This window comes from Aquirufa sp. 5-AUSEE-100C1 (assembly GCF_054558655.1).
The window spans coordinates 246,374-262,749 of sequence record NZ_JBPXKO010000003.1; the positions used below are offsets into that span (position 1 = coordinate 246,374).

A 16,376-nucleotide genomic window follows, 5' to 3' on the forward strand; every position below is an offset into this window, starting at 1 on the left:
GCCATATTCATCCTAAAACAAAGTAAATTTGATACTATTATTCGATGAGTGACATGCAAGAAATTACCAAAATAAAAAGTGTTTCAATTTTTAATAGCGAAAGGGGACAAATTACCTTACACCCTCTAGTGAGTGTTTTAGACCAATCCAAATCCTGCCCTATTAAGCAATCAAAATATCTTTCAGAATTGTATATCGTGTTTATGAAGGATACAAAATGCGAGGAATTAACTTACGGACGTAGCCACTACGATTATGAGGATGGCTCAATTTTGTTTATTGCACCCGGTCAACTATTTGGATTTTCATCAAATGAAAAACTAATTCAGCCATCAGGTTGGGCATTGTGTTTTCACCCTGACTTAATAAGGGGCACTTCACTATCAAAATCAATTCGAGAATATGGATTTTTTACTTATAACTCAAACGAAGCGCTACATGTTTCTTCATTAGAACGTAATGAGCTCCTTGATTGTTTAATCAAAATTCAACAAGAACTTTCAAAGCCAATCGATAAACACAGCCGAACACTAATCGTAAATAACATTGAATTATTCTTGAATTATTGTCGCCGTTTTTATGATAGACAATTCATTACCAGGGAATTTGAAAATAAAGATATATTAAACAAGTTTGAAGAACTAATTGAAAGCTATATTAACTCAAACAAATCTGAAGAATTAGGGTTGCCATCTGTTTCCTATTTTGCCAATGAACTTCACCTATCTCCAAAATATTTTGGTGATTTAATTAAAAAAGAAACAGGTAATTCAGCACAAGATTTAATCCATCTTAAATTGATAGAACTTGCGAAAGAAAAAATATATGATACTTCAAAATCAATTAGTGAAATATCATATCAACTTGGATTTAAGTAACCATCTCATTTTACAAGATTTTTCAAACAAAGAGTTGGTAAAACGCCTTTCGAATATAGGTCATTGAATTAGTCAATTTTATAAAAAATGCAACTATCCTAACTCACTAATAGACAACAAAAAAGGCGACATTTCTGTCGCCTTGTGCACTCTTGCTCCCTCTCCTGGGCTCGAACCAGGGACCCCATGATTAACAGATTTTTAAGGGTCATAATGATATGTTACCATACAGGGTTTAAACACTGATTTGGTAGAAATCAAATACTAATTAGTTTGTTTTGTCCGACTTTGTCCACCTTTGTCTGATATTCTTGGCGGGATTCTTGGCAGAAATTCTGTATTTTAGTTATCATCTAAAATAAAAATATGGAAATCAAACAAAATCCATTTTCAATCTACGATTTCTTAGGTTATTTAATTCCTGGCACTACACTTATATATGGGCTAATTTTTGTTTCCTCAAATTATGATGTTAAAACATTCTACGATGAAATATCTTGTTACGAAAGTTTAACAGCTTCAGTACCTTTTATTATTCTTTCATACATAACTGGGCACTTAATAAGTTTTATTTCTTCGTATACAATTGAAAAATACGCCATTTGGAATTATGGTTATCCATCAAAATTTCTCTTTGGATGCAAGCCCCCAAAGTACTTTTTAGCGAATCAAACAAAAACAATAAAGTTTATTAGAATCTTATTAGCCTTAGCATTATTTCCAATTACGATAATAGACTATATATTAGGTAAACACTTTGGATTCAACTATTGGAATAATCGAACATTGGATGATTTTTCTATTTCATTTATTAAAGCAAAAAGTGAACAAGCATATAACAAATTATCTAAAAATTCTACCATGAAGAAAATGACAATCAATCCGGATGATGTCGATTTCTTTACCATTATGCATCACTACACTTTTGAGCGAACCAAATCTCATAATCCAAAATTTCAAAATTATGTTGCTCTATATGGATTTCTACGATGCGTTTCCTTTTTATTTGTTGTCTTTTTTTGGGTAAACTTATATACATTCACATTACAAGGCTTTTCAATTGAAAGCATAAGTTGGAAGAAAACTAGTGTTATGATTATTTTACCATATTTATTCTTTTTATCCTTTTTAAAATTTTATAAAAGATATTCACTCGAAACATTAATGGCAATGACAACACTTGATGTTGAATATGGGAAAACATCAGAATAAACAACTATTAATCTCCTTTGACTGCTCCACCGTTAACTGGCCGACATAGTGTTGAGTTACCACTGTAGTGGCGTGACCCAAGTGCTCAGCAATATGGTTTATTGAACGTCCATTACGGTTCAAAGTGGTAGCATACGAATCCCGCGCAATATCTAACACAAGGTTTAAGGAGAGGTCTAATTTTTGAGTAACATACTTCAACTCCTTATTAATTTCACCGCACAGCTTATGTGACTTATTTGACAAAGTCGTATCGGAATATCCATCCTTCATCTTACCGATAATGAAAGGACTATCCTTAACACCAATCTTGTCTAACACCTCCTGTAGTTTGTCTGTAATTGGAGCAACGATGGGTTTAATATTACTTCGTCTCGTAGTCTTAGTTTTGGTCCTGTAGAACCTAAAACTACCTCCTTTGATATGGTCCCATCTCATCGCCAATAGGTCCACAAAATTGATTCCATTACACCGGTACAAGAACAACCAAATGTCACGTGCCCATTCCTGTTCCTTCGTTTCAAACTCTGTTAATTCCGCAATTGCTTGTATTTCCTCCGCTCTTAATACAACCTTCGAAGGGAAATAGGTTTTGATACCATAACCTCCTGCTCCAAATGGATATTCATAGTCCTGAGGAATAAACTTGGTGATGTTTCTGTGGTAATTGATAACCGTACGAATATCAGTCATGTAACCTGAAATGGTTGCTGGTGAACCGCCTCGTTTAGTAACCTCATGTTCAAAATCATGTAAAAATTTAACGGTAATGTCCTTGTAGGTTAACCCTGGCTTGAACTTCTCCAACTGGTTTCTTGCGGTCTTCATTCTGTTTTTCGAAGCAGGTTTTAATCTCTTATTCTCTCTGAAATATTCCGCCATTTCGAAATAGGTCATTTGTGTTGGTGTAATCTTAGTGACCGGTTCAACTACCTCCTCCTTAAAAAACTCCTCTCTAAACTGTTGTCTATCAAATGGTATTACTTTTGTGAATACCTTCTCCGCCTTATCTAAAAACTCATCACATCTTTGACGGTATTCCTTACTCTTATCATCCAACGAACGCTTAACAAAAACGTGGTTATACTGTTGTTCCGTCAGCTTATCAACATTCAAGTATAAGACTTCCCCTTGGTGTTGAACAATGACAGAAAGATTAAATCTCCCATGTTTATCGGGTCTATTCCCTCTCTTATCTAATCTAATATTAATTGTTGCCATAGCGTACTTTTCTATTTAATGTTGGTAATGGGGGTAAGTCCATAGTTGTTCTTACTCCTGATTTAATCCATTGGTCAAGTTCATCTCTGTCGAATCGAGGTGAACGACCAATCCTTGAAAATGGTATCTTCCCATCTTTCATCCATGCCCCCAATGTGGAACGTGATATATTAAGATAATCACATGTCATCTTAACGGTTAGGTACTTAGTGTAGTCGTAAATGAAGTTTCTCATGATAGTTTGTTGAAAAACGGCGCCAAATTTAACTGCCGAAAATATATGGGCAGCATTTATATAATTTACTTTTTGCCAATGTTTAATTTATTTTTTCTCTTTCGTTCCAAAGTATTCAACATTCTTGAGGGAACGAAGTGTCGGCCAATATTTGTATGCTCAACAGGTACATACATGAGTTGAACCGGTAACATCTTGTGACAGAAGTATCCACTTAGAAAAGGAGTATGAGAACCATCATAACTTATTCTTTTTGTGGGTAATAATAATTCAAATTTGTAATCCTTAAATAAGTCACCAGTCTCATGATAATTTAAAATTTGAACATTCATAACCATCGCAAAAGGAATACCTATCATAAATAATCGTTTGAATACATCATTCTTACGTGAAAATGGGGGATTAGAGATTATATAATCACATTCCGGTGCCATCAACTCAAAAAAGTCAAAACCATCCTTAATATGTGAGTGAATCACTCTATGTCCCTCTTGTTTCAAGTGGATAACAAATTCACTTTCGGAGGTATCGAATGGACACCAAACAGTTGATTCCTTCTTTACATAAGGTAGAATCAGCTCAACTAAAATTGGAGGGGTATAGTACTCATCATTTACTTGATGGTTAATTTGACCGAGATAACGTTTCATATTAATTTGATGTTCTAAATAATATTGTTTGGGGGGATTTTATTATGCTACTAATTCATATACCATTTCGGCTTCAATTTGATTCAATGCCCGAGGTTCAAACTCCTGTAAACTCTCTGCCAAAATACGTTTCGAAGTTTCAACATTTTTCTCATAAAGCTCAACTCCGCAGAAACGATACCCCATCATCAAGGCGGTTCTGCCACAACTTGCCCCACCTAAGAACGGGTCAAACACTAAAGGTTTGTAATCCACAGTTGGTTTGGGACAAAACGTTGATAAAAAAATAGCCGGTAACATTTGGGAAAAGGTTGCAGGATGATAATGCTCTCCCTTTACATGTTTAATTCTCGCTGAGTTTGTTTGGACGGTGACAATATCATGTAACTCATTTTCACTCAAAACTGTGCGCAACTGTTTGTAGAAGTTGGGAACGAAGTAATTAACACCATCCCAACCGTAATCCTTACAACCACGTGAAATTTTATAATTAATATCATCTTTTTTGACCCGAAATCTGTCAAAGTAATAATTTTTAGATTTTGCGAAGTGAAGAACTACCTCATAACTAGGTTGAAATCTATGATTTTGATTAGAAATCGGCTTGTTGGCATCTTTTTTCCAAATAATTCGGTCAACATAAAACATACCTCTCTTTACCATCTCAATAACAACATGTTCAATCACGGCCAAACATCGACCTTTATCATAGGTTTCACCAAGATTCACGAACATACTACCTGACTCCTTCAAATGATTATAAGGTGTCATCAAACTATCGACAAGTCTTTCAGCATACAATTGAGGTGTTTTTTCCCATCCCATCTCATTTGGGTCATCGCCGTACTTACGTAACTTGTAATAAACTGGAGATGTGAATACTACGTCGATTTCCATATTCTCAGGCAAAGTAACATCCTCAATGTTCCCATGAATTACCTCATAATTCTCTGTCTTGATTGGATAAAGTTCGATTTCAGTAAATCCTTCATTCTTTTTAAAATTGAATTCTACAACTAATTGATACGCCTTATCAATCTTGTAATTTCCTTCTTCTAAACCTGACATAATACCAAAATTGTTACCGGGGTTCTCATCTTCGAACCTTTTGACTTCCATCAATTTTCGTAAGGAAGAAGCCTTAATTGGTAAGTCAAGAAGATGACAGGTAAGTTCATAACGGTCCTTGCCCGCTAATCCAAAATTTTCATCGTCCTCGATTGCCTCCATACCAAGCCACGATTTTCTTTTCTTGCCCTGCGACTTACCAATTACTCCTAAAGTGTGTTCAGCGTATGTAGCCATCTCCATGTATGACATCTTAGAACGTTGATTACTTGTCATTCTTACCCGAATTACATCTTTGTCTAGGGTATCAGAGTCAAGACATTTTAGTGTCGGCATACCTAATTTCTTGGCAACCTCATACCGAAGAACTCCATCTGTGATATAGAAAATACCATCAACCAAATTTCCTAATACTGGCATTAGTTGTTTATACTTTTCCATAGTGTATTCAATGTGGTCCATCTTCTTTGGCTTGATGATTGATAATACTTCAGGGTGAATTCGAATATCCTCCATCGGTAATACAAAAACTTGAGATGCGTGCTTCAATAAATTATACTCTTTCATTTTCTGTTTGCTTATATGTAAGTCTTTAATTTTTACTTACAAAGATGATAAAAAAATAGGGCGCTAAACTAGACTTGAAGTCTACTTCAAGTCGTCTTGACCTTTCATGGCGCCGGCCATTATCAATCCACCCACTCCCGAGTTAATTGATGATTACAATTTACTTAATTTCTACATGTTTAACTTATTAAAAGACTTACATTGTGAATAAAAAAAACCACTAACTATATAACTCATGATACTTAGAATACGCAAGGTTTTGGATTTGGATTGCTGCGTCCTTCAACATTTCGCTATCATTTTTACCATCTAAAAAACTATCTTCTCTTCCCAATGACTTAGTGAATACCTTTACCTTCTTGTCATTATCATCAAGCCAGAATCCTCTAACAGACAGATACGGTATTTTGCTCACAGGGTGAACGTTCTTTATAACATGAAACTCCGGTTGAATTACTAATCGTAGTCTCTTCAATTGAAGACTCATTTGGTAAAACTTGGTATGGAACTCATGAAACTGACCACCTTGGTTCGACTCACAGACATTATGTGTGTAATAGTCTAACATATTTTGCTTCAATCGAGTCAACTTTGTCCACCTACTCATGTCGCTTGTATCGTTATATATCTCGTCTTTGAAATTATCTTCCAATATAAACTCAACTACTTTCTTAGCAGGGGGAATCGATTTTAAGGCCGGAAATTCGTCAAAGAATTTATCAGTCATCTCTTTGTTTAACTTATTATTGGTTGCCTTGGGCATTAACAACAATAGTAAAAGTGCTTGCTGGTAATTACCCTCATACCCATTCATGGCATCCAGCGCATGCTGAACAATTTCGTTACCGTAAGTAAGAACCTCCTGAATGAATGACATATATAATTTGCCTGTTTGGTTTGACAAAGGTAAGAACAATGTTGTACTTTCAAAAAAACTTACAAATATATTTTAAATTATTTTTCTTCCTTTAATTTAAAGGAAGCTGAAATATGCCTTCATTCAATAGAATCGTTGATTTCGTCTATAATATTTTTTATGTCATGAAGGTCTGTATCCATGTGTTTTATGATTGTTCCCCGGTGAATTCCTGAATGTTTAGATATACTTGACTTGGAAATGGGGATACCTTTGGCTTCCATCTCCTTAATTGCTGCCCTAATTTTTAGCTTAGTTTCGTTCTCTTTTAAAACCCCTCTAATCTTACCCGAGACTTTACGTTTGTTGAATGTTGCATCACAATCCTTATTATAATGAATACGTTTAAGGACCGGTTTAACCTTTGAGTTCCCAAGAAATGTTGCACCATGGTATATGGTTTCAAATAAACCCATCAGTTCACGTAGCTCCATCTTCTTATTTCCGGTATATTCCTCATTCACATGGTAGAGATATGAAAGGAGCAAATGTTTATCGGCAGAAGGATTTAGAAACATTAACTTGTGAGTCATATTAGTAAACGTCTTATGTTTCAATCCATCCTTAATAAGATACTGGAACCTTATCTCAACGTAATTGACTTCATTGTAATCTACTACCGGGTTCTCCACAATTACTGGAGTTTCCAGTATCAATTGCTCTAAAACTTCTTTGATTGGGATGGGTATAAATGGTTCTTGGGGTGCACAATGGATACGTATCATACCTCCATTAGATATTTTGTCTTCCAACCGGCAGTTATCAATCTTCTTCTTGCTCTTTTTAAATAATGCCACTGGCACCTCTAATTCATTCTCGTAGTTAAAGAATAAATCAGGGTCAGAAGAAATAAACATGGCACGTGCAATACCACCAGCATTGGTATCAATCTTTTCATTAACCAATATGTTATCAATAATGTATTGCCGAGCAATTAGGAAGTCATTCTCATTCTTAAGTAGATTAGATACCTTAAAGAAGATAGAAATACCTCCACCGCTACATGATATACATATAAGAGAAGCTAGGTGACCATATTCGAGTATGAACCGGTCTTTTAGTTTTTGAGAATTCGGATAGTCATCAATATCAAAGTAGATGTACGATGATGGTACAATTAGATTATAGTCCGATTCTTTTAGGTTACGAATCTTAACCAAACAATTGGGTGTAATGTAAGGTAAATAACTCTTAGGGGTTGAGTAATCCATACTGGTCCTTCTAAGTTCTCGAACCTTTTCGATTTTAAACTTCTCAGGATTATTCTTTATCAACCTTACCAATATAGGTAAGTCGATATGTCTTTTTGGGTAAATGCTTTTAATACCACCATTGAAATAAGAAAACATGTAAATAAAAATCCCCCATTAGTTCACCGGTAGTGGACGGTTACTTTAATGAGGGGGGTAATCAAATCTTTATGGTATCAATCAGCTCCACTACTAACTAATTCTTACCGTATTAATAAATATATCGAAAATGGATTAAAAAGGGAAGGCTTCAATGCTAAGGAATTGCTAAGAAATCCAACCCCACTTCCTGTAATTTAAAGGAGGTTTTTGTCGTAAAGGAAGTAGGTGTAACTTCCAACAGGTGAAAAAATTGAAATTTGGAATGTTGGTATCACCAGCCACAATTCAAGGTCTATTTTAGAATAGATTTCGCCGTAAATTGGTATGGTGGGAATTGACCCATGTTCGAAACTCAAACCATTTTAGAAAAAATGACAGAAAATGACATTTCCTCGGAGGAATATTCACCGGCAGAAGGTACAATTACTTCCCTTTCCCAACTAACCAAAGAACAATTTCATGACCTGATGTCAAGTGACCATCCTGCGGCAAAGAATTACCGAGATTATTCAATGAAAGAGTTCAAGTTCAGAATGAAATCATATCATTCCTTGAATGAGTTCTTCAATCGATATAAAAACGTCTCAAATTAAAACTGTCTCAAAAAAACCTTGAAAAAGATGCCGCACCGGTCAAAATACTGCTCTAACTTTGGCTAAAAGCATAAAATGAAACAAAAAACCAAAGTTGTGGTGTTCAGTAGGGTCAGCACCCAAATCCAAGACACACTTCGCCAGACTGAAGAACTAAAGGAATACGCTGAAAGAATGAACTATCAAGTCTTAAATGTATTTGAGGAAACTATCTCCGGCACAAAAAAGACATCTGAAAGACCAGTTCTTCAATCCATGTTAACCTACATAGAAAACAATCCCGTTCAGAAAATCTTAATTTGGGAACTTAGTCGTATCGGCAGAAATTCTCTTGAGGTCTTACAGATATTGAATCAATGTAATGCTATGAAGGTGTCTATATTCATCAAGAACTTTAACATAGAGACCTTGGATGATAAAGGCCATATCAACCCTATGACCCAGTTCATGTTGGAAATCATAAACACGTTAAACCAACTGGAGAGGAATAATATTGTTCAACGATTACGCTCCGGTTTTGAGCAGTACCGTAAGACTAATCCTATCGGGAGAAAGGTAGGTTCGTTTCAAACAGAAGAGGAATTACTCAGCAAGTACCCACAGGTACTAAAGTATCTGAAAAAAGGGTTATCAATCCGCCAAGTATCAGGACTAACAAACAATACATCAACCAACACCATATTGAAAGTTAAAAAGACAGCAATCAAAAGAGGAATCCTGACGGTCTAAACTGTTGCTCATCTAAAAATGAAGATACCGGGACCACGTTTCCAATTTAATCATCCCGGTAACAAGTTTGATTTTTTACATGCAGTGAATTCACCAAAAAACTCACCAGTAAATCTCAAAGAGGTCATTCCATTTTATTGGCGATATGAATGCAAGCTGCTTTTTATGAAGTACCTCCAAAAATCTTTCAAAAGGCAAATAACGGTAAATGTATTTATGCTCTTGACAGAATTTATCTATGGCCGGACTATTTGTATCTAAAAGTCTAGTGTACATATTTTTAATATCAAGATTAAGTCTATTTGAGCTGTAATGTTTATTGGTATAATTCTTCATCCAACTGTCAAATTATGTTTATTTTGGCGTACTCAAACTTCTTAACCTTCAGCATAGAATTTGGAATGTGGTCAAAATCTCCATCGCAAGTCAAAAGAGTCGCATTGATAGTCTTAGCAGTTGCACCCTCAAACAGATGAAGACCCTTTAGAAGATTATTTAAAAACTACTCCTACAATCCCTGACGAAGTATTTGAGGCTTTGCCTAATATCATTAAAGAAGGTGCGAGGGCATTTACCGACAAACGTAAAAGAGATGTATTCTTTACTGGTGCTATTTCTATTCTTAGCGGTTGTTTACCAAACGTAACTGGTGTGTATTTTCAGGAAAGAGTTTTTCCTCACTTGTACACTTTCATCATTGCACCGGCAGCAAGTGGCAAAGGAGTATTGAAAAATGCAAAGCGATTAGCGGACAAGTACCATCAGAAGATATTGCAGCAAAGCAGGGATGCTCAAAAAGTACATGAGAATGAAATGGCAGATTTTAAACAGTTGGAACGTACCAAGAGCAAAGGAGAGCCAGCACCCGAAAAACCTGAAAAGCCACCTTTCAAAATAGTATTCATTCCAGCCGATTGCAGTAAGGCAAGAATGATAGAACACTTAAAAGCCAATGACGGCAAAGGCATTATTTGCGAAACAGAAGCCGATACAATGAGTGGAGCAAAAAAACAGGATTGGGGCGATTATTCAACCATTCTAAGAACTGCATTTCACCACGAAACAGTATCAAGTACCCGAAAAACAGATAACCAATACGATGAAATAAACGACCCATGTTTGGCGGTGGCCTTAACAGGCACACCTGCACAAGCTCCCAGGTTATTATCATCCGCAGAAGATGGTTTGTTTAGCCGTTTCTTATTCTATGCTTATAAAAATAAAATTGAATGGCAAGACCCATCACCGCAGAGCAACACCATTGTTTTTAACGACCACTTTGAGGCACTTTCTGAACAGGTTTTAGGCTTGATAAGCCTAATGGAACAATCACACACTACAATTGAATTACCCCCCTCACAATGGCTCACAATCAATACAGAATTTCCTTTAATGCTTTCAGAGGTTGTTACTTTCACCAGTGAAGATGCAGCAGGGGTAGTTTATCGTATGGGTTTAATTTTCTTTAGGCTTTGCATGATACTATCAGCATTAAGAAAGTTTGAAAACGGAGAAATGACCGCTACAATTATTTGTACCGATGAAGATTTTAATACAGTCTTACTAATAGTTCAAACCTACTTAGAGCATAGTTTACTAATGTTCAATAACCTACCCAAGCAAAATGAAACCATGCAGTTTCATTCAGGCGATGGCAAACGCAAATTCTTTGAGGCTTTGCCCCAAGAATTTACAAGGAAGGAAGCAACCGAAATAGGCACTAAGTTTAAGCTATCTGCCAGAACGGTTGATGATGTGCTAAAATCTGCAACCGGGTACACCCTTACCAAAATCAAAGCAGGTTCATACCAACGCATTTGAAACTGTTCCTTCGGGGGTTTTTTTTGCCCCACCAGTTCAAACCCTTCTACACATTGCAGAGTTTGCAGACTTTGAAGACTTTGCAAGTTTTGCAGGTTGGGGGTACAACCTTTCATATTTCTGCTTATATTTGACGCAATGAAATTTTTTGCCTTCATAATGAGCATTTACCTTTTGGTGCTGTCATGCCTTCCATGCATTGACAGGCAGGAGCGTAATGTAATGGCTGAGCAAAAGATTTCTGCTACTACTCAGCAACAACAACACCAAACTGGTGACGAAGCCTGTACTCCCTTCTGTACTTGTTCCCACTGTCCTGCATCGGCTTTTTCTCAGCCTTTGGCATTGTACAAAATGCCTAAAATGCTATTTCAATCTGTGAAGTTTCATTACGAAATAGTGTTTAACTCCTACGACTTCCATTCTGTTTGGCAACCGCCTAAGATAGGTTAATCTACAAATCACAACATTTCGTTTCCTTAATGCTATTCATCAGGCTTTATAGTTTGATGTAATTCATTTTACGTTGTGGTATGCTTCCCGGTTTATAGCCGTGATTAATCATATAAATCAAAAACAAATTGTCCATTAAAAGCAAAAAGAAAAAGCGTAAACCGCTTACTCTATTGCAGGTATTCAAAGCGGTAGGGATAGCGATAATATGCATCTTGATGTTGTTCGCTATTGCTGCATGGATTAACCAATACATAAAATTCATAAACAAATAAAATTTTCAATGTTTCAAAAAATAATTCAGTTCTCAATAAAAAACAAACTTGTAGTGGGGGCTTTTACATTGGCTCTCATTATTTGGGGCGTTATATCCGCTATGCGGTTACCAATTGATGCCGTGCCCGACATCACAAACAACCAGGTACAGATAATTACACAAGCTCCAACATTAGGTGCTCAGGAGGTAGAGCAGTTTATTACCACACCTATTGAGTTGGCAATGGCAAATATTCCCAATGTAATTGAAAAGCGGAGCATTAGCCGTAGTGGTATATCCGTAATCACAATTGTTTTTAAAGACAATGCTGATGTCTATTGGGCAAGGCAGCAAATAAGTGAACGACTTAAAGAAGCCGAAGCACAAATTCCGCAAGGATTGGGTGAGCCCACTTTGGGGCCTATTACTACGGGATTGGGTGAAATATATCAATATATCATTCATGCCAAAAAAGGCTTTGAAAACAAATACACCGCTACTGATTTGCGTACCATGCAGGATTGGATTGTGCGGAGGCAATTGGCAGGTACAGAAGGTTTGGCAGAAGTAAGCGGTTGGGGTGGTTATGTAAAGCAATATGAAATTGCTTTGGATAACGACAAGCTCAATGCAATGAATATTACCATACCTGAAATTTACAAAGCATTAGAGAGTAACAATGAAAACACCGGGGGCAGCTACATAGAACAACGCAGCAATGCTTATTTCATTCGTGGTTTGGGACTGGTAAAGTCATTAAGTGATATTGAAAAAATAGTTGTAAAAAACGTAAACGGCATTCCTGTATTAATCCGGGACGTGGCAACGGTACAGTTTGGCAGTGCAACACGGTACGGTGCAGTTACAAGAAACGGTGAAGGCGAAGTAGTGGCAGGTATTACCCTGATGCTGAAAGGAGAAAACTTTGCACAGGTAATTACAAATGTTAAACAGCGAATGGCACAAATACAAAAATCATTGCCCGAAGGTGTAGTAATAGAACCATTTATTGACCGCACAGAATTAGTAAACAGGGCTATGGGCACGGTAGAAAAGAATTTGATTGAAGGAGGACTGATTGTAGTGTTTGTATTGGTGTTGCTGTTAGGAAATTTTAGGGCAGGGCTGATAGTAGCTTCTGTTATTCCCTTAGCGATGCTCTTTGCCATTATTTTAATGAATTTGTTTGGTGTAAGTGGCAACCTGATGAGTTTGGGAGCTATTGATTTTGGGCTTATTGTAGATGGTGCGGTAATTATTGTAGAAGCAATTGTACACCGCATTTACATGAGTAAACATCATCATGTCGATTTGCAAAAACTTACACAGCCGCAAATGGATGAAGAAGTATTTCAGGCCGCATCCAAAATCCGAAATAGTGCTGCCTTTGGCGAAATAATCATCTTGATTGTTTACCTGCCCCTTTTTGCCTTAGTTGGTATTGAAGGCAAAATGTTTAGGCCAATGGCACAAACAGTTGCCTTTGCTATTTTAGGGGCATTTATTCTTTCATTGACTTATGTGCCAATGATGAGTGCATTGTTCCTCAGTAAAAAGGCAACACATAAACGCAATATATCAGATAAAATAATTGATTCCTTGCAACAACTTTACATACCATTACTCAATTGGGCTTTGCATTGGAAAAAAACAATTGTGGCTGCTATGGTAGTATTATTTGCCGGCAGCTTAATCCTGTTCAACAGCTTAGGCGGTGAGTTTATCCCGACATTGGAAGAAGGCGACCTTTCCGTTGAAATAAGCATGGCACAAGGCACATCATTAACGCAGGTAGTAGAAACATTTGGCAAGGCGGAGAAAATTTTAAAGGATAAGTTTCCTGAAATAAAACAGGCGGTAACAAGAATAGGGAGTTCTGAAATTCCAACCGACCCGATGCCGATAGAAAGAGCCGATATGATGCTTTCCATGAAGCCTAAAGAAGAATGGACATCTGCACATACCAGGGAAGAAATGATGGAAAAAATGGAAGAAGCACTAAGCATTTTACCCGGTGTAAATTTTGAAATTACACAACCAATGCAGATGCGGTTTAATGAATTAATTACAGGTATCAAACAGGATGTGGCAATAAAAATCTATGGTGAAGATTTGGAAATACTGAATGCTCAGGCAAATAAAATAGCAGGTTTGATAAAAAATGTAAAAGGAGTAAGTGAACCTTTTGTAGAAAAAATAAGCGGCTTGCCACAAATACAAGTGGAGTATAACCGTGATAAAATTGCACAATACGGATTAAACATCAGTGATGTAAACATGGTGCTGAAAACTGCTTTTGCAGGAAATGTGGCAGGTGTTGTGTTTGAAGGAGATAAACGGTTTGACATGGTAGTACGGTTGCAAAAAGATTTGCGGAAAGACTTCAGCAATATTGAAAACCTTTATGTGCCATTGCCATCAGGCAACAAAGTGCCTATTAACCAGGTAGCAAATATTTCATTCAAAACAGCCCCTGCACAAATAAGTCATGAGGATGGGCAGCGTAGAACTTTTGTAGGTTTCAATGTTCATGGCAGAGATGTTGAAAGCACGGTAGAAGAAATACAACCCATATTAGATGAAAAACTAAAACTACCTTCAGGTTATTACTATACCTATGGTGGTCAGTTTCAAAACCTGAAAGAAGCAAAGGCAAGGTTAGGTATTGCAGTGCCGGTAGCATTATTACTCATTTTAGTATTGCTCTACTTTACTTTCAACAGTGTAAAACAATCATTCCTGATTTTTACCGCAGTTCCATTATCCGCCATTGGTGGCATCATTGCTTTGTGGCTAAGAGGTATGCCATTCAGTATTTCGGCAGGTGTTGGTTTTATAGCTTTGTTTGGTGTAGCAGTATTAAATGGCATTGTATTGATTGGTTACTTCAACCAGTTAAAAGACGAAGGCATTACCGATATATATGAAAGGGTAAGAAAAGGTACAGCCATAAGGCTGCGTCCTGTAATTATGACGGCAGCAGTTGCATCATTAGGGTTTTTACCAATGGCACTTTCCACAGGTGCAGGTGGTGAAGTGCAAAAGCCATTAGCCACCGTAGTTATTGGCGGTTTAATTACAGCTACGCTTTTCACCTTGCTTGTACTTCCTGCACTCTACATTTTATTCAACACTAAAATTAATTTCAAACTAAATAAAATGAAAAAAACAAAACTCCCCGGCAATACAGCGGCTGTGTTGTTGCTGTTTACATTCATCAGTTTGTTTGCAGAAAAATCTTATGCACAAAGCAATCAAAAAACTTTACAGGAATGTATTGATATAGCTTTAAAAAATAACCTGCAAATAAAGGGAGCCGACCTATACATTCGGCAATCTCAGGTACTGCAAAAAACAGGTTTTAATCCTGATAAAACAAACCTGCAATTAGTGCAAGACCCAACAAGTGGCGGCAATATTGATAACAGCATAGGCATTACTCAAACCATTGCTTTCCCTACTGTGTATGCTAATCAAAATAAACTACTGAAACAGGAAACATTATTAGCACAAAAATCAAAATTGCTATCACAGAATGAAATAATAAAAGAAGTAACCGAAGCCTATTACAATTTGGTTTATAGTTCACAAAAAATAAAGCTGTTGCAACAGCAGGATAGTATTTACAGCAACTTTCTCAAACGGGCTACCCTTCGCTATAATACAGGTGAAACAAACCAGTTGGAGAAAATGCAAGCCGAAAGCAGATACAAAGAAAACCAATTGCAGTTAAAGCAAGCCAATACAACATTAAGCAGTTATCAATTGGTATTGCAGAAATGGCTGAATACATCCGAACCGGTAATGCCAAAAGAAAATGAATTACCCAAGATGCCGGATGATTACAAGTTTGACACGGCTGCAATAAAATCAAATCCGCTGATAGAGTATTATAATCAACGGCTGAATGTAAGTACATCACAAATAAATTTGGAGAAAAGCAAGCTACTTCCTGATTTGAATGTGGGCTATTATCATCAGGCTATTATCAAAGGGTTTGACCCAGCAAAAATTAACCGTAATTATTTCCCTGGTACAAGGATAGCAGGATTTCAGGTAGGTATTGGAGTGCCGTTATTCTTTGGTTCACAAAAAGCAAAAATAAAAGCTGCCAAAATTAATAATACGTTGATTGAAACAGAACGGCAGCAAACCTTGCTATACATGCAAAGTAGTTATGCAGTGCAATACAACGAATACCTGAAAGCAAAAGAAGGTTTGCAGTATTACGAAACCACAGGTTTAAAACAGGCAGACGATATTATCAGGATTTCAAACACAGCATATACCAAAGGCGAAATTGGGTATATGGAGTACATCCAAAACCTGCAAACCGCTATCAATACCCGGCTGCAATACACTGATGCAGTAAACCAGTTCAATCAGTCCATCATATTGTTAAACTACTTAAAAGGAAATAAATAA

General features: G+C 36.6%; 14 protein-coding genes. 7 read left to right on the plus strand and 7 right to left on the minus strand.

What is annotated here, in order from left to right:
- Positions 1 to 53 precede the first annotated feature (53 nt).
- Both ACMH5P_RS08165 and ACMH5P_RS08170 read left to right on the plus strand, forming a co-directional pair.
- Positions 54 to 878 carry a helix-turn-helix domain-containing protein gene (locus ACMH5P_RS08165; RefSeq protein WP_459493863.1) on the plus strand — a complete coding sequence of 275 codons (825 nt, stop codon included), beginning with the start codon at positions 54 to 56 and terminating at the stop codon, positions 876 to 878.
- 366 nt (positions 879 to 1,244) lie between these two features.
- Positions 1,245 to 2,090 carry a hypothetical protein gene (locus tag ACMH5P_RS08170; RefSeq protein ID WP_459493864.1) on the plus strand — a complete coding sequence of 282 codons (846 nt, stop codon included), beginning with the start codon at positions 1,245 to 1,247 and terminating at the stop codon, positions 2,088 to 2,090.
- Here ACMH5P_RS08170 and ACMH5P_RS08175 read toward each other — a convergent pair.
- The 6 genes from ACMH5P_RS08175 to ACMH5P_RS08200 all read right to left on the minus strand — a co-directional run bounded on the left by ACMH5P_RS08175 (position 2,082) and on the right by ACMH5P_RS08200 (position 8,096).
- Positions 2,082 to 3,206 (minus strand): tyrosine-type recombinase/integrase, encoded by a 1,125-nt coding sequence (locus ACMH5P_RS08175; protein WP_459493866.1) that lies wholly within the window; start codon positions 3,204 to 3,206, stop codon positions 2,082 to 2,084. The genes ACMH5P_RS08170 and ACMH5P_RS08175 overlap by 9 nt on opposite strands.
- Positions 3,207 to 3,297: 91 nt before the next feature.
- The gene (locus ACMH5P_RS08180; protein ID WP_420841143.1) at positions 3,298 to 3,546 is read right to left on the minus strand and encodes a helix-turn-helix domain-containing protein; all 249 of its coding nucleotides are present in this window, start codon (positions 3,544 to 3,546) and stop codon (positions 3,298 to 3,300) included.
- A gap of 65 nt (positions 3,547 to 3,611) precedes the next feature.
- On the minus strand, positions 3,612 to 4,196 hold the full coding sequence (locus ACMH5P_RS08185) for a hypothetical protein (protein WP_276343963.1): 585 nt from the start codon (positions 4,194 to 4,196) through the stop codon (positions 3,612 to 3,614).
- Positions 4,197 to 4,238: 42 nt separating this feature from the next.
- Positions 4,239 to 5,831 (minus strand): DNA methyltransferase, encoded by a 1,593-nt coding sequence (locus ACMH5P_RS08190; RefSeq protein WP_459493867.1) that lies wholly within the window; start codon positions 5,829 to 5,831, stop codon positions 4,239 to 4,241.
- Positions 5,832 to 6,051: 220 nt separating this feature from the next.
- On the minus strand, positions 6,052 to 6,708 hold the full coding sequence (locus ACMH5P_RS08195) for a hypothetical protein (protein WP_459493869.1): 657 nt from the start codon (positions 6,706 to 6,708) through the stop codon (positions 6,052 to 6,054).
- Positions 6,709 to 6,827: 119 nt separating this feature from the next.
- Positions 6,828 to 8,096, minus strand: coding sequence for a hypothetical protein (locus ACMH5P_RS08200; protein WP_459493871.1), 1,269 nt, complete (start codon positions 8,094 to 8,096; stop codon positions 6,828 to 6,830).
- 344 nt (positions 8,097 to 8,440) lie between these two features.
- Between ACMH5P_RS08200 and ACMH5P_RS08205 the strand changes: the two genes are divergently transcribed.
- The 4 genes from ACMH5P_RS08205 to ACMH5P_RS08220 all read left to right on the plus strand — a co-directional run bounded on the left by ACMH5P_RS08205 (position 8,441) and on the right by ACMH5P_RS08220 (position 11,695).
- Positions 8,441 to 8,692: a hypothetical protein gene (locus ACMH5P_RS08205; protein ID WP_459493872.1), complete on the plus strand. Its 252-nt coding sequence runs from the start codon at positions 8,441 to 8,443 to the stop codon at positions 8,690 to 8,692.
- Positions 8,693 to 8,767: 75 nt separating this feature from the next.
- Positions 8,768 to 9,421: a recombinase family protein gene (locus tag ACMH5P_RS08210; protein ID WP_130922412.1), complete on the plus strand. Its 654-nt coding sequence runs from the start codon at positions 8,768 to 8,770 to the stop codon at positions 9,419 to 9,421.
- 456 nt (positions 9,422 to 9,877) lie between these two features.
- On the plus strand, positions 9,878 to 11,242 hold the full coding sequence (locus ACMH5P_RS08215) for a DUF3987 domain-containing protein (protein ID WP_130895641.1): 1,365 nt from the start codon (positions 9,878 to 9,880) through the stop codon (positions 11,240 to 11,242).
- 138 nt (positions 11,243 to 11,380) lie between these two features.
- On the plus strand, positions 11,381 to 11,695 hold the full coding sequence (locus tag ACMH5P_RS08220) for a DUF6660 family protein (RefSeq protein ID WP_329959048.1): 315 nt from the start codon (positions 11,381 to 11,383) through the stop codon (positions 11,693 to 11,695).
- A 46-nt stretch (positions 11,696 to 11,741) separates the two neighbouring features.
- Here ACMH5P_RS08220 and ACMH5P_RS08225 read toward each other — a convergent pair whose 3' ends face one another.
- Positions 11,742 to 11,951: a hypothetical protein gene (locus tag ACMH5P_RS08225; protein WP_459493873.1), complete on the minus strand. Its 210-nt coding sequence runs from the start codon at positions 11,949 to 11,951 to the stop codon at positions 11,742 to 11,744.
- Between the two features lie 27 nt (positions 11,952 to 11,978).
- On the opposite strand from ACMH5P_RS08225, the gene ACMH5P_RS08230 reads away from it, so the two are divergent.
- Positions 11,979 to 16,376 (plus strand): CusA/CzcA family heavy metal efflux RND transporter, encoded by a 4,398-nt coding sequence (locus ACMH5P_RS08230; RefSeq protein WP_459493874.1) that lies wholly within the window; start codon positions 11,979 to 11,981, stop codon positions 16,374 to 16,376.

Bases quoted from the DNA above. Each gene is read 5' to 3' on its own strand.
- ACMH5P_RS08165 (WP_459493863.1), top strand. From the start codon at position 54: ATGCAAGAAATTACCAAAATAAAAAGTGTTTCAATTTTTAATAGCGAA.
- ACMH5P_RS08170 (WP_459493864.1), top strand. From the start codon at position 1,245: ATGGAAATCAAACAAAATCCATTTTCAATCTACGATTTCTTAGGTTAT.
- ACMH5P_RS08180 (WP_420841143.1), bottom strand. From the start codon at position 3,546: ATGAGAAACTTCATTTACGACTACACTAAGTACCTAACCGTTAAGATG.
- ACMH5P_RS08185 (WP_276343963.1), bottom strand. From the start codon at position 4,196: ATGAAACGTTATCTCGGTCAAATTAACCATCAAGTAAATGATGAGTAC.
- ACMH5P_RS08190 (WP_459493867.1), bottom strand. From the start codon at position 5,831: ATGAAAGAGTATAATTTATTGAAGCACGCATCTCAAGTTTTTGTATTA.
- ACMH5P_RS08195 (WP_459493869.1), bottom strand. From the start codon at position 6,708: ATGTCATTCATTCAGGAGGTTCTTACTTACGGTAACGAAATTGTTCAG.
- ACMH5P_RS08200 (WP_459493871.1), bottom strand. From the start codon at position 8,096: ATGTTTTCTTATTTCAATGGTGGTATTAAAAGCATTTACCCAAAAAGA.
- ACMH5P_RS08205 (WP_459493872.1), top strand. From the start codon at position 8,441: ATGTTCGAAACTCAAACCATTTTAGAAAAAATGACAGAAAATGACATT.
- ACMH5P_RS08210 (WP_130922412.1), top strand. From the start codon at position 8,768: ATGAAACAAAAAACCAAAGTTGTGGTGTTCAGTAGGGTCAGCACCCAA.
- ACMH5P_RS08220 (WP_329959048.1), top strand. From the start codon at position 11,381: ATGAAATTTTTTGCCTTCATAATGAGCATTTACCTTTTGGTGCTGTCA.
- ACMH5P_RS08225 (WP_459493873.1), bottom strand. From the start codon at position 11,951: ATGTATTGGTTAATCCATGCAGCAATAGCGAACAACATCAAGATGCAT.
- ACMH5P_RS08230 (WP_459493874.1), top strand. From the start codon at position 11,979: ATGTTTCAAAAAATAATTCAGTTCTCAATAAAAAACAAACTTGTAGTG.